Source organism: Nonomuraea sp. H19 (assembly GCF_052068215.1).
Classification (GTDB): Bacteria; Actinomycetota; Actinomycetes; order Streptosporangiales; family Streptosporangiaceae; genus Nonomuraea.
The window spans coordinates 17139-29962 of record NZ_JBQHCV010000057.1 but is presented as its reverse complement, the minus strand read 5'-3'; the positions used below and the strand labels follow the sequence as shown (position 1 = coordinate 29962).

The following is a 12824-nucleotide window of genomic DNA, read 5'->3' as shown; positions in this document are numbered from 1 at the left end:
CTTCGTATCCCTGCGCGCCCGAACGGTAGACCAGGCGGGCAATACCGCCGAGCAGACGATCATCCACGCCTACCGGATCCGGCCGTGGTGACCCGGTAACGTCACCCATTGGGGCGGCCGGCCCAGGCCGGCCGCCCCTGCTGCCGGGCGTGCCAACATACCCAGACCCTTGGCTGCCACCGTCACTCAACGGGACGGCTTGGCCGTGCGTCAGAAAGACCGTCCCGCTCAGCTCGTGGACAGCGGCAGCGGCCTTGACGAGGGTGTGGCCGGAATGCGGCTCTGTCGCAGATTTGGTGGTGACGGGACGTGCTGTAGCGTCACGCTGAGCCGTGCTTGTAGACGATCTTGTGGGTACGGTGTTTTCGGGGTTATCGCCGCTGGTCGTGGAGGACGTGGCGGACGAGGGCGAGCAGATCAGCCCGGCCGACGCGCGCGCCAGCACGAACCCTGCCAGAACGTCCGTTTCGAAGGCGACAAGGGTACATCACCGACGACACCGACCTGGAACGCATCACAACCGCGATCACAGCGGCGGCCGCAGCCGGCTGACCCGCCCGCAGCAGGAGACCTTCATGAGGGCGCTCATCGTCACCGGCACGAGCACCGAAATCGGCTAGACAGTGGTCACCGCCGCGATCGCTTAGCTGGCGACCGCGGCAGGACCGCCACCGCGACTTTTCCGAGCCCGTCGGCACGACGCCGATCGGCCCCCCACGTTCGCGCTCGCCAACGTCCAGGCATGCCTGACCGTCACCGCCTCACCCCAGCCGCAACCGCCGCGCACCCGCCGCGCACCCGTGACCACGCCCACCGGCATCGCTGATCATGGCTCGACCGGCCACGCTGCCTGATCCTGAAAGCCTGGCAGTAGATCCTCGGCAAACCTGACACCGGTCCCCGAGGCGGTTGCGTCTGTTGATTTCGGCCTCATGACGGGTCGGTGCGCAGAATGGTACGTGGTTGCCTCAGCAGCGGGGCGAAGGCTCTTTCGGCTGCGCCCACGAGAGTGGCATGTCGAAGGTCGCCTGTGACGATGTCGATCTGGCCGGCGCGAGCGACGGCGGAGGACGCCATCAGCCCATCGCGCACGAAGTCCTTGGCGGCTCGATACAGGTCGGCCAGAAAGCCCATGAGTACCACGCGCTCCGGGGCGAGCGTATTGACGAGACTGGTCAACCCCGTCACCAGATGGCCGGCGGTGAGGCGGATCGCCTCCTGTGCGGCACGGTCACCGGCCGCGGCGTCATCGAAGATCTCGGTGACGGTGTCTTCATGGCCGGGGTGACGGCGCCGACCAGCGGCATGTAGCAGCGCACGTGAGTCGGCGTACATTTCCAGGCAGCCGCGCGCACCGCACGGGCATTGCAGCCCCCCTGGCTCGACGATGATGTGGCCGGCTTCCAAGGCGTGGCCGCCCCCGGTGAGCGGTATGCCCGCGTCGATGAACCCGCCGCCGACGCCGACGCGCTCGCTGCTCAGGGCCAGCATGCTCGCGGCGCCGCGTCCAGCCCCGTAACGGAACTCGGCCAGGGCGGCCAGCGTGGCGGCCCGCCCCACGGCGACGGGGACGCCGATCGGCGACATGCTGCCCAGTTGCTGTGCGAGTGGCACTTCGTTCCAGCCCAGATGCAAGGCGGACCGGACGAAGCCGTCAGATTCCCTGATGAAGCCAGGCATCGCAACGCATACCCCGACGCATCGACGCTCGGTCCGCAGTACCGCATCGGAGACCGCGTCCGCCAGTGCCGGTATGAGGGTGGCGGGGTCCGTCTCAGAGCTGTCCAGAACGTGCTTGCGAACGTGACTGATCCTGCGATCCAGACCGACGAGGCTGACCGTTACTCGGTCCACACTCAACTGGACGGCGACGGCCACGGGCCCGTCGGGGTGCACCTCGACGACAGGAGACGGCCTGCCGCGCCCGGTCGGGGCGCCGGAGGAGTCGCGTGGCGGTTCACCGATGCGGACCAGATCCAGCGCCGTCAGGTCCCCCAAGGCGGTGCCCACCGCGCTCGCAGCCAGGCCGAGTTCGGCCGTGACCGCCGCGCGGGTCAGCGGGCCACGCCGATGCAACAGCGTAAGGACGCGTCCCGCCGCCGACCCGCCGTCGTCACCGGCACCCGGCACACCGATCGCAACCAAGAGTCCTTGTCTCCATGCTAGATTTTTTTCTCATTGCGAAAATAATATGTGCTGATCACTTCAGCGATGTCCACGCCCGGCAAAGGAGCCTGATGGTCATGATCCTCGCCAACGCCCGAGTAGTGACACCCGACCGGCTGCTGGATCCCGGCTGGGTCGCTCTGGACGGTCACCGGATCTCGGCCGTGGGAGACGGGGAGCCGCCCCGGTCGGCCGACGCCGAGATTCATGATCTCGGATCGGACTACGTGCTGCCCGGGTTCGTGGATCTGCACATGCACGGCGGCGACGGCGCTCAGGTCACCACGGAAGATCCACAGGAGATCCTGCGCGCGATCGCGTTTCACCGCCGTCACGGAACCACACGGACACTGGCCAGCCTCGTCACCTCACCGGTCGAGGAGATGGCGGCCGCGGCCCGCACGGTGGCCGCCCTCATGCGGTCACCCGACCCGCTGCACCGGTCGATCGCCGGAATCCACCTCGAAGGGCCGTTCCTCAACCCGAACCACCGGGGCGCCCATCACAATGACTACGTCCTCGCACCGGACGTCAACGCCTTGCGGCACCTGCTCGCCAGCGGCGACGGCGCCGTCCGCACCGTTACCCTCGCCCCCGAACTGGACGGCGGGATGGACCTCGTCCGCGAAGTCGTCGCCTCCGGCGCGGTCGTGGCGGTAGGGCACACCGACGCCAGCTACGACGAAGCACACCAGGCGTTCGAGGCCGGCGCCAGCATGGCCACCCACCTGTTCAACGCCATGCGACCGTTCCACCATCGAGAGCCAGGTCCGGCCGGCGCCGCACTCACCCACGACAACGTCACTTGCGAGCTCATCAACGACGGTGTCCACTTGCACAGCGCGGCCATACGTCTTGCGTTCGCCGCCGCCGGCGCCGAACGCATCGCGTTGGTCACCGATGCCACTCCGGCGGCCGGGGTTGACGACGGGCGGTTCAACCTGGGCCCGTTGCCCGTACTCGCCCGCGGCGGCAAAGTCACTCTGCTCGACGGGATCACCAACGCGGGCAGCACCCTCACCATGGACCGCGCGCTACGGCACGCCGTGCAGTGCGTCGGAGTCCCCATCACCCAAGCCGCCGTCGCCGCCGCCACCACGCCGGCGCGCATGCTCGGGCTGGGAGAACGAACCGGGAGCATCGAGCCCGGCAAGGACGCCGACCTCGTCGTCCTAACGGACAACCTGTGGGTTCGCACGGTCATTGCTGACGGCGCGGTTGTCCACGGAACACTGGCAACGAGCGCCGACGTCGCCCCGGGCGGAGCGGCGTAGCGCCCGGCGGGCGGTGTGTCGCCTCCTGATCGCCCTCCACCGCGATCCCGATGTCCGGATCTGACCAGTCAAATCACAAACGCGCGCGCGAGCGTCCGTCCGGCCCAACGGATCCCACGAAACCCCAACACCTGGAGCCCTTCTCCCGGACGCGGCCGCCACGCCTGGAGAGTTCAGGTGTGTGGCCGCGCCGAGCTCGCCGAGGCGAAACGGGGCGCCGGGACTCTACTGACCGGTAGTAACGCTAGGACTGATCCGTAGGCTGGAACGGCCGGTATCGACCAGGTCGGAGTGACGGTCTGGGATGGCGGCGTCGAGTGGGGGCCTTGCTGGGCCTTCGTCGCGTTCGTCTAACGGTCGTTTAATGAACGCGGACCGGAGCACCCCCGGGACTGGCTGCCGGGTCCGGTTCCCCATCATCTCCCTAGCGTCGTGCACCACCACGCGACGCGGGGTGTTCACGTGGCAGCGGACGTACGCGGCGCGCGGCCAGTGGGCAGTCACGTCGTTGACAAGCGCTTACCGCGTGGCTTTGTCAGCGGAGTGTGTGAACGAGGTGCTCGGCGAGTGCGACGACCGGAAGGTTGGTGGTGGCTCGTGGGATCATGGGCATGATCGAGGCGTCGATGACCCAGAGGTTGTCGGTGCCGTGCACGCGCCCGCTGTCGTCGACCACGGCGCCCGCGGAGGGGTCAGAGCCGATTGCACAGGTGCCCACCGGGTGCCAATAGTGTGCGGCGGAAGCGCGCATCGCGGCCTCGCCCGCCCGCCGATCGGCACTGAACTCGTCCAGCGGCGCTTTGAGCAGGGGAGCAAGCGCGGCTGAGGCCGCCATGCGCCGGCACACGTCGATGCCGTCCTGCAGCACCGCGAGGTCGGCTCCTTCGGGGTCCGTCAGGTAGGCATGGTCGATCACCGGCGCGGACCTCGGGTCGCCTGAGGCGAGCCGGAGCGTGCCCCGGGAGCGTGGGGTGAGGCAGGCTGCGGGCAGCACGCAGGCCCAGCCATCGGCGGTGCGGGTGGTCCACGGCAGGAGATGCAGGTCGTATGGTTCTTGGCCGTCGGCCGATAGCGCCTTGCCGATGACTTGCTCGTCAGGCAGTGGGCGCAGGCGTTCGTATCCGGTAAGCCGTCGTACCAGTTCGTCGCTTGCCGCGAAGCGCAATTCGAGTGTGAGGTGGTCGTGGAGGCGCCGCCCAGCAGGCTTGGGCGATGCCGCCGCACCTGAAGTCGACCCGGCCCGCCTCGCGGTAGTGATCGGCACCGGCATCGGTGGCATCAACAACCTCCTGAACCGGGATGATTTATAGAGGAGAAAGGGCCAAACCGGATCTCTCCTCTTGCCCTCCCCATGCTGATGCCACACGGGTCAGCCGCCTGGCTCAGCCTGGAGTATGGCGCCCGCGCCGGCGTCTACACACCAGTCTCCGCGTGTGCATCGGGGGCCGAGGCCCTCGCCCTCGCCGCCCAGCTGATCCGATCCGGCGAGGCCGACGTCGTCATTGTCGGCGGTGCGGAGGCTGCCATCGCGCCGCTGACCATTGCCGGGTTCGCCCAGGCACGCACATTGTCAAAGCGTGACGACGACCCCGAGCGTGCCTCACGGCCATTCGATGTCGGCCGCGACGGTTTCGTGCTTGGCGAGGGCGCTGGCATCATGATCCTGGAGCGTGCAGGCTTCGCGCCGGGCTGGGCGCTCGCCCGATTGGCCGGCTGGCTGGCTTCGGCATCACCTCGGACGCCCACCACATCACCGGCCCAGACCCGACAGGCGCCGGCCAGATCCGGGCGATCCTCAAGGCTATCTCGGCCGCAGGACTCGAGCCTGCGGACGTTGACCACGTCAACTGCCACGCGACGTCCAGCGTCGTGGGCGACGTAGGGGAAGAAGTCGCCATCCAGCGGGCACTCGGAAACGACGTCGTTCTCACCGCGTCCAAATCCAGCATCGGCCACCTCGTCGGCGCCGCCGGCGCGCTCGAGGCCATCATCACCCTTCTGTCGGTCACCTACAGTGTCATCCCGCCCACCCTCAACCTCGAACAGAAGGCACCCGAGGTCGAGCTGGACATCGTCAGCGGCGAGCCTTGTAAGCAGCGCCTTGGGGCAGCGCTCTGCAACTCCTTCGGGTTCGGCGGGCAGAACGTCTCGCTGCTTTCACCGCTCCCTGACAACCCCTGACCGACGGGAAGCCCTCAGGCCAGTCGTTCCTCGACCTGACGCGCCAAGCGGCCGACGCCACATGTGACCGTCGGCCGGCGTTCAGGCCGCTGGCCTCACCGGGCGAGCATGGACCCCGTGGCGGCACGCTCGCCCGCCCGATAAACCGTCGCGCGGGCGACGCCGAACAGCTCCGCGAGTCGGAGATCCCTTCAGCGCCTGCTGTCGCCAGGGGCGAGCAGGCTGGTGACCTCCGCGATCGCCTCGGGAAATTTGAAGTACCGCGTCGAGACGCAGCGGCTGTGGAAGGCGCAGCGGACGCCGCACAGGATCCGGCTCGCGAGACCTTAACGCGTGTCCTCTTCGGGGCCGCTTGTGACCACTGTGTCGGCGTACTTCTCGACCAGGGACAGGTCGTGCGAGGCGAACACCACGGCTACGCTCCGGTCGCGGCATAGCCGGGCCAGTAGCTCCATCACCGCCACCGCCGTGTCGCCGTCCAGGGCGGAGGTTATCTCGTCGCAGATCAGCACGTCGGGCTCGGCAGCCAGGGCGCGGGCAATGGAGACCCGCTGCCGCTGGCCGCCCGACAGCTCGCGTGGGTACCGGCTCGCGTGCTCGGGCCCCAGGCCCACTCGCTTCAGCAGGTCGGCCACGCGGTCGGGCACGGCGGAGCGGGAGCAGCGGCGGTGCAGGCGCAGCGGCCGGGCCAGGGTCGCGGACACGGTGGTCGAGGGGTTCAACGCGCCCATGGGGTTCTGCGGTACGAACTGCACCCTGCGGCGCTGGTCGCGTTCGCGCTTGCGGACGTTCGGATGGAGGGCGGCGCCGTCGAGCGTGACCGTACCGGCGGAGAACGGGTGCAGGCCCGCCAGCGCGCGCAGAAGCGTGGTCTTGCCTGAACCGGACGGGCCCACCACGGCGACGGCCGTGCCGGACGGCACGTCGAGGTCCACACCGTGCAGGACCGGCATCCGTTGCATGCCTACTTCGGCATGCAGCCCGCGCGCCCGCAGCCCCGACTCCTCGGCCGGCTCGGCGGCGGGAGCTAGGGGCGCACAGTGCATCGGCTGCGGGAGCGCCACGCCGGGCAGCTCGAGCACCTGGTCGGCCAACCGGCTGACCAGCTCCCTGTCGTGGCAGGACAGCACCACGGCGACCCCGCGCTCGACGGCCAGATGCCGGAGGAGGTCGCTGATCTCGTCGCGCAGCGACGGGTCGAGCCCGGCCGTGGGCTCGTCCAGCAGGAGCAGGTCAGGACGGCGGGCCAGCGCCCTGGCCAGCGCGACGCGGCGCTGCTGGCCGCCGGACAGCTCGCCCGCCCGGCGTCTGAGCAGTCCTGGGATGCCGGTCAGGCGCACCTCTTCGAGCAGCGCGGCCGCCTCTCCACGCGAGCCGGTCTCGGTGACCAGCTTGTCCACACGCATCCACGGGTTGAGGGCCGAGCCCGGATCCTGGCCGACATAGGCCACGCGGGTACGGCGCAGCGTGCGCAGCTCCGCCGCCCCGCAGCCGAGCACGTCCACGCCCAGCACCTCGACCGTGCCGGCGCGGCGTGCTGAGCCCGCCGGAAGGTCACCGATCATGGCCCGCAGCAGCGTGGTCTTGCCTGAACCCGAGGGACCCACGAGCGCCACGACCCGCCCGGCGCGGGCGGTGAGGCTGGCACCGGACACCAGTTCGCGCCCGTCCGGCGAGGCCACGGTCAACGCTTCGACGACGGCGTGGATGGTCATGTGCGCTCCGCCTTGGGGTTGAGGGCACCGGCCGCCAGGTTGACGCTCATGGCGAGCAGGCCGATCGCGATGCAGGGCGCCAGCACGGCCCAGGGGTTGAGGACGATGCCCGGGCTGTTCTCGCGGATCATCAGCGCCCAGTCGGCGGCGGGCGGCTGGGGGCCGATCTGCAGGAACGCGGCCGTGGCCACCACGTAGACCGCCGCGACGAAGCGCAGGCCGAACAGGGCGAGCACGGTGGAGCGCAGGTTGGGCAGCACGTCCCGGAGGATCAGGTGCCAGGTACGTTCGCCGCCCGCGACCGCCGCCTCGACGTAGCCGGTGACCACGATGGGCGCCGCCGCGGCGACCATGAAGCGCACCGCGTACGGGACGGCGAGCGCCACTGCCGCGACCACGATCGCGAGCCGGCCACCGCCCGGCCAGGAGAGCGTGACGAGCAGGATGCCCAGCACGGCAGGCAGCAGCATGAACACGTCCGCCACCCGCTCGACGAACCGCCCGAACCCGGGCCGCAGCGCTCCGGCCACCCCGAGGACGGCGGCGATCGCGGTCACCAGCGCCGCCACGATGAGGGAGGAGAAGACCAGATCGCGCCCGCCGTGCAGGAGCCTGCTCAGCACGTCCCGGCCGAGCTGGTCGCCGCCGAGCAGCGTCCCGTCCGCCCCAGGCAGGCCGTACGGAATCGTGACCGGCTGGTCCATCGGCTGCGGCGCCAGCAGCGGGCCCGCGACGGAGAGCAGCAGCAACAACAGCGCCGGCACAATGCGCAGCACCGGCGGGATTCGGCCGCTCCTGCCCTGGTCACGACGCTTCACCGGAGGGATTCCGAATCTCATGCCCCAGTCGCGGCGCTTCACCGGCGCACTCCCGCGGCCCACGCCCGGATCGCGTCCGCCGCCAGCAGCACGCACGTGATCGCCACCCCGGTCAGCGCTACCACGCCCGCGATGAGCGGGGCGTCCCGATCGGCCACCGCGCCCGCCAGCAGCGCCCCTACGCCTGGATAGTTGAAGATCGTCTCCACCGCGACCGCGCCGCCGAGCAGCATGCCCGTGGAGGTCGCCACGCCCATCGCGATCGCGGGCAGCGCGCCCGGCAGCAGGTGGTGGGTGAGGATCCGGCGTGATGGCAGCCCGTCCAGCACGGCAGCGGCGACATGGGGAGCCTTGGCCTCGTCGGCGAGAGCGCCTCGAACGATCCGGGCGTTCCACCCGACCTGCGGAATCGCCAGTGCCAGCACGGGCAGCACCAGCATCGTCCACGACGCGGGCGCGCCGTCCGGACCGGCCATCGTGGCAGCGGGCAGGACACCTGCCCACAGGGCGAAGACCAGCACCAGCGCCACCGCGATCACGAACTCCGGCAGCGCCAGCACCGCGGTCGCCGACGCCGAGATCACCCGATCGGTCACCGACCCCGGCCGCAGCGCCGCCCAGCAACCGAGCCCGAGCGCGGCGACGACGGTGACCGCCAGCGCCAGCCCACCCAGTAGCAGGGTGTTCGGCAACGGCCCGGCCAGCAGGCTCAGCACCGGCTCGCCGCGCGCGGAGACGCCGAGGTCGCCGGTCGGCAGCCCGGCCATCCAGTGCAGGAACCGCACCGCGACCGGCTGGTCCAGCCCCAGCAGCACGCGCCGCCGCTCGACGTCCGCAGCGCTCTCCCCGCGCTCGGACGTCGCGTCGGCGGCGTCGCCGGGAAGCGCCTCGACGACGGCGAAGACCAGCGCCAGCAGCGCGGCGCACAGGGCGATCCTGCGGGTGAGCAGCCAGGCCAGGCGCGTGACCGCCGCTATGCTCGAGTCAGCCATACCCGCTCGAGCTGTACTCGTCCGTACCCGGGCAGCTTGGGTAGATCGCGGACGTTCGCCGCGGCCAGGTCGATGCCGTCGGCCATGCCCCACAGCAGGTAGCCGGACCGCTCGTGCTGGATCTCCTGGAGCTTGCGCAGCGCCTGCGTCCTCGTGGCCTCGTCCAGCGTGCCCACGGCCTGCTTGTACGTCTCGTCGAACTCGGCGTCGCTCCACCCCGACTCGTTCTGCCCTGCCCCGGTTGTCAGCAGCTTGCTGGCGAAGAACACCACGGAGTCGTTGGTGCCCCAGTAGGTGGTGTAGAGGTCGCCCTTGAGCCAGGTCTTGTCCCAGAACGTTCCCGAGTCCTCCTTGACGACCTCGATCTGCACGCCGGCCTCGCGGACCTGCGTGGCGAACAGCGCCGCGGACTCGGCCAGCCCGGCAATGTCCTCGGTGGTCTTGAGCTGGTACGTCTTCGACAGGTCGAACCCGGCCTCCTGCAGCAGCTGCTTGGCCTTGGCCAGGTCGCGGGCGCGCTGCGGCAGGTCCTTGGCGTAGGCGGGGTCGCCGGTGCCGAGCACGTCGTTGGCGACCTTGCCGTAGTCGCTGAGCACCTGCTTGACCATGGCGTCGCGGTCGACGGCCAATCGCAGCGCCTCGCGTACCTTGGGGTCGGCGAACGGGCTGCCCTCCGCCGTACGCATGACGATCGGCATCGCCATGTCGTCGGGCCTGCGCAGCACCTGGACGTCCGGCCGAGAGGCCGCGGTCCTGGCGGCGACCGCGCCGACGTTGGAGGCCACGTCGATCTGGCCGCCCAGCAGGGCGTTGGCCATGGCCTGCGGGCTTTCGAAGATCTTCACCTCGATCGCGTCGAGGTACGGCTTGCCGCCGTGCCAGGCGTCGTTGCGTACCAGGCGGGCGTTGCCGTCGCGGTACCACTCCAGCTTGAACGGCCCGGTGCCCGGTGCGTCAGCGACCTCCTTGGTGTCCTTCTTCAGCACGAACGTGGTCAGCCGCAGCAGCAGCGGCAGGTCGGCGTTCGGGTAGTCGGAGGTCAGCACCACGGCGTCACCCTCCGCCTTGATGTTGTCCGCCTTGATGCCCGGCAGGCGGGACGCGCCCGCCGGGGTCTCCCGCAGCCGGCGCAGCGACCAGGCGACGTCCTCGGCGGTGACCGGCGTGCCGTCGTGGAAGGTCGCGCCTTTGGCCAAGGTGAAGCGCCAGGTCTTGACGTCGGCGTCGGCCTTCCAGCTCGCCGCCAGCCTGGGGACGGTGTTCTGGGCGGCGCCCGGGGCGGTCAGGGTGTCGTAGACGAGGCTGATGATCAGATAGTCGCTCTCGTTCGCCTGGGTACCGTGCGGGTCGCGGGTGATTGCGCTCGCCCGGCCCAGCGCGCCTATCCGCAGCGTGCCGCCGCTCACGGGGGTGCCCTGAGCCGCCGACGCCGTCGGCTTCGGCTGGGCGTTGGATCCGTTGCCGCCGCAGGCGGCGAGCAGCGCTGCGAGGCTGGTGCCTCCGGTCGTCATGAGAAGCTGGCGCCGACTCAGATGCACTTTGTCCCCATCCATGGTGATTTGTTTACTTAGGGTTGCCTACCCTAAACATGGATGTCAACGCAACGTGACGACTGCCACACCTGACGTGGCCGATCACAGTGAGTTGAGGACACGAGTGATGCTGGAGAGCGCCGCGTCCACGTACCCCACCGCGAGGCCGTGCGTGATCCTCAGGTGATGCTCCACCCCGAAGTGCGCGCCCGCGCCGACGAGCACGTCGCCGTGCTCGCGGATTGCGTGGGCGATCTCGATGCTGGGACGGGGCAGGTGGTAGCGCACGAAGCCCAGGGCGGTCGCGTGCGGTGGGGCGATGGACAGCAGCCCCTCGCTCCGGTCGATCCACTGCTGGAGGCGCGTGTAGCCGTCGCGGATCAGGCTCCGGTTGCGGGTCAGCAGGCGGTCGATGGTCGCCGGCCGCAGCGCGATCTCGGCCAGATGCATGGACAGGCTGGCGGCCGCGATGGTGGCGTACTCGTGACGGCGCCAGGCCGCCTCCCTGAGCCAGGGTGGCGCGACCAGCCAGCCCAGGCGCAGGCCGGGCAGGCCGAAGGCCTTGGACAGGCCGCCCACGCATACGAGCTTGTCGTAGCGGCCCCAGAAGCTCGGCGTCACCTCGTCGGTGAGGCGTTCCGTGCCGCGGTAGACCTCGTCGGCGAGGATCCAGGCGCCGACCCGCTCGGCCGCCGCGACGATGGCGTCCACCTCGGACGGGGTGAGGATGGCGCCGACCGGATTGTTGGGGTTGGTGACGGCGATGAGCTTGGTGCCGGGGCGGACCACGCGGTTCAGGGCGTCGAGGTCAGGCCGCCACTGGTGGCCGGGGTCAAGGGGAAAGGCGTCGACCTCGGCGCCGGCGTTGAGCGCGAGGCCGCGGACCTGGCGGTAGCCGGGCTCCATGACCACCACGTGATCGCCCGGGTCGACCAGGCCGGCGATGGTGATGGCATTCGCCTCGGCGGCGCCCACGGTGACCAGGACGTTGTCCGCGGTGGCGCCGTGCCAGGCGGCGATCAGGGCACGCAGCGCGTCGGTGCCGCCGACCGGCGGATAGTGCAGGCTTGAGGCCAGCAGGCGGTCGACGGCCTCGGGATCGTCGCCGAGTAGCTCGCTCAGTGCGACCGGGTGGCAGCCGCTGTCGGCGAGGTTGTAGGCGACGGTGTGCTCGTAGCGGGACTGCCACTCTTCGAGCCCGAACGGCGTGAACGACATCAGGACTTCTCCAGGAGCAGTCGGGCGACGGCGAGATCCTCGATTCCCAGGCCGACCGAGCGGAAGAACACCGGCCGCTCGCCGGTGGGCGCCGGGCAGGCGCCCGTGACCAGCTCGGGGAGGTCCCCGCGCAGGTGCTCGGCGGACCACAGGCCCTGCTCGGCGGCGATGACCATCTCGCCGGCCGTGCCGGCGACGGTGGGCCGGTAGTCGCCGTAGACCTCCAGCGAGGCCAGGGCGGCGGGGGAGATCTCGTGCGCGCGCGGGGCGTTGGTGCTGATGGACGTTACCACCGTGCCGGGCCGGAATGCGGCGGCGTCGACGACAGGCTCGGCCGCTGAGGTGCACAGCAGCACGACGTCCGCGCCGGCCACGGCCTCCTCGGCGCTGCCGGCCACGCTCACCCCTTCCGGGACGGTGGCCGGGGTGAGAGAGGGCGAGTACATGCGTACCGACGTGAAATCGCGTACGGCGCGGGCGTAACGCAGATGCGCGCGGGCGAGCGTGCCGGACCCGATGACGGCCAGCGTGGCCGCGTCGGGACTGGCCAACCGGTCCACGGCGAGAACGCTGGTGGCGGCGGTGCGCTCCACGGTGAGCGCGCCCGCGTCGCACAGCAGCAGAGGGCGGCCGGTTCGCGTGCTCAGCAACAGCGTCCACGCGGTGACGATGCCCTTGCCGTCGGGCTGCGGCAGGTACGGCGAGACCTTGACCCCATAGGCGTCGCCGAGCACCGCCTGGTAGGCGATGACGTCGCCGCCGCTCGGCAGCAGGGTGAGGGTCTGGGGTGGCTGCGCGGCCGCACCTGCGGCGAGTTCGGTGAACGCCGTACGCAACGCGTCAAGGACGTCACCTGCCGGTAGATCGGGCAGGCGTTCCATTACTGGTATTTTAGTGCTCATCATGGAAAATATAGTGCCCATCTAGG

General features: G+C 70.2%; 11 protein-coding genes and 1 pseudogene. 4 read left to right on the top strand and 8 right to left on the bottom strand.

From position 1 onward, the window contains the following. Nucleotides 1-332: 332 nt before the first annotated feature. Nucleotides 333-620, top strand: coding sequence for a hypothetical protein (locus ACTMTI_RS54245; protein WP_441128932.1), 288 nt, complete (start codon nucleotides 333-335; stop codon nucleotides 618-620). Between the two features lie 310 nt (nucleotides 621-930). On the opposite strand, the gene ACTMTI_RS54240 is transcribed toward ACTMTI_RS54245, so the two are convergent. Beyond that, nucleotides 931-2145: an ROK family protein gene (locus ACTMTI_RS54240; RefSeq protein WP_441128931.1), complete on the bottom strand. Its 1215-nt coding sequence runs from the start codon at nucleotides 2143-2145 to the stop codon at nucleotides 931-933. A 14-nt stretch (nucleotides 2146-2159) separates the two neighbouring features. On the opposite strand from ACTMTI_RS54240, the gene nagA reads away from it, so the two are divergent. Continuing rightward, complete coding sequence (gene nagA / locus ACTMTI_RS54235; protein ID WP_441128930.1) at nucleotides 2160-3440, top strand: N-acetylglucosamine-6-phosphate deacetylase; 1281 nt, start codon at nucleotides 2160-2162, stop codon at nucleotides 3438-3440. Nucleotides 3441-3975: 535 nt separating this feature from the next. Here nagA and ACTMTI_RS54230 read toward each other — a convergent pair. Continuing rightward, complete coding sequence (locus ACTMTI_RS54230; protein WP_441128929.1) at nucleotides 3976-4710, bottom strand: GMC oxidoreductase; 735 nt, start codon at nucleotides 4708-4710, stop codon at nucleotides 3976-3978. 81 nt (nucleotides 4711-4791) lie between these two features. Between ACTMTI_RS54230 and ACTMTI_RS54225 the strand changes: the two are divergent. Further along, nucleotides 4792-5055: pseudogene (locus ACTMTI_RS54225) on the top strand (beta-ketoacyl synthase N-terminal-like domain-containing protein); the annotation flags it as partial. Then, nucleotides 5049-5621 carry a hypothetical protein gene (locus ACTMTI_RS54220; RefSeq protein ID WP_441128934.1) on the top strand — a complete coding sequence of 191 codons (573 nt, stop codon included), beginning with the start codon at nucleotides 5049-5051 and terminating at the stop codon, nucleotides 5619-5621. The pseudogene ACTMTI_RS54225 and the gene ACTMTI_RS54220, both read left to right, overlap by 7 nt. Nucleotides 5622-5947: 326 nt before the next feature. On the opposite strand, the gene ACTMTI_RS54215 is transcribed toward ACTMTI_RS54220, so the two are convergent. The 6 genes from ACTMTI_RS54215 to ACTMTI_RS54190 form a co-directional block, all read right to left on the bottom strand. Next, nucleotides 5948-7336, bottom strand: coding sequence for an ABC transporter ATP-binding protein (locus ACTMTI_RS54215; RefSeq protein ID WP_441128928.1), 1389 nt, complete (start codon nucleotides 7334-7336; stop codon nucleotides 5948-5950). Then, entirely contained in the window at nucleotides 7333-8154 is an 822-nt protein-coding gene (locus ACTMTI_RS54210; protein WP_441128927.1) for an ABC transporter permease, read from the bottom strand. Before ACTMTI_RS54210 ends, ACTMTI_RS54215 begins: the two co-directional genes overlap by 4 nt. Nucleotides 8155-8192: 38 nt before the next feature. Further along, a complete protein-coding gene (locus tag ACTMTI_RS54205) occupies nucleotides 8193-9146 on the bottom strand; it encodes an ABC transporter permease (protein WP_441128926.1) in 954 nt (317 codons plus the stop codon). Beyond that, a complete protein-coding gene (locus ACTMTI_RS54200; RefSeq protein WP_441128925.1) occupies nucleotides 9128-10657 on the bottom strand; it encodes an ABC transporter substrate-binding protein in 1530 nt (509 codons plus the stop codon). The genes ACTMTI_RS54205 and ACTMTI_RS54200 overlap by 19 nt, the downstream gene beginning before the upstream one ends. Before the next feature lie 123 nt (nucleotides 10658-10780). Next, nucleotides 10781-11896, bottom strand: a complete 1116-nt coding sequence (locus ACTMTI_RS54195; RefSeq protein ID WP_441128924.1) for an aminotransferase class I/II-fold pyridoxal phosphate-dependent enzyme — start codon at nucleotides 11894-11896, stop codon at nucleotides 10781-10783. Then, complete coding sequence (locus ACTMTI_RS54190) at nucleotides 11896-12777, bottom strand: ornithine cyclodeaminase family protein (protein ID WP_441128923.1); 882 nt, start codon at nucleotides 12775-12777, stop codon at nucleotides 11896-11898. Before ACTMTI_RS54190 ends, ACTMTI_RS54195 begins: the two co-directional genes overlap by 1 nt. Nucleotides 12778-12824 lie beyond the last annotated feature (47 nt).

Excerpts from the sequence above, each read along its gene's own strand:
- ACTMTI_RS54190 (WP_441128923.1), bottom strand. The coding sequence starts at position 12,777 with ATGGAACGCCTGCCCGATCTACCGGCAGGTGACGTCCTTGACGCGTTG.
- ACTMTI_RS54215 (WP_441128928.1), bottom strand. The coding sequence starts at position 7,336 with ATGACCATCCACGCCGTCGTCGAAGCGTTGACCGTGGCCTCGCCGGAC.
- ACTMTI_RS54195 (WP_441128924.1), bottom strand. The coding sequence starts at position 11,896 with ATGTCGTTCACGCCGTTCGGGCTCGAAGAGTGGCAGTCCCGCTACGAG.
- ACTMTI_RS54205 (WP_441128926.1), bottom strand. The coding sequence starts at position 9,146 with ATGGCTGACTCGAGCATAGCGGCGGTCACGCGCCTGGCCTGGCTGCTC.
- nagA (WP_441128930.1), top strand. The coding sequence starts at position 2,160 with ATGCTAGATTTTTTTCTCATTGCGAAAATAATATGTGCTGATCACTTC.
- ACTMTI_RS54200 (WP_441128925.1), bottom strand. The coding sequence starts at position 10,657 with ATGACGACCGGAGGCACCAGCCTCGCAGCGCTGCTCGCCGCCTGCGGC.
- ACTMTI_RS54230 (WP_441128929.1), bottom strand. The coding sequence starts at position 4,710 with ATGCCGGTGCCGATCACTACCGCGAGGCGGGCCGGGTCGACTTCAGGT.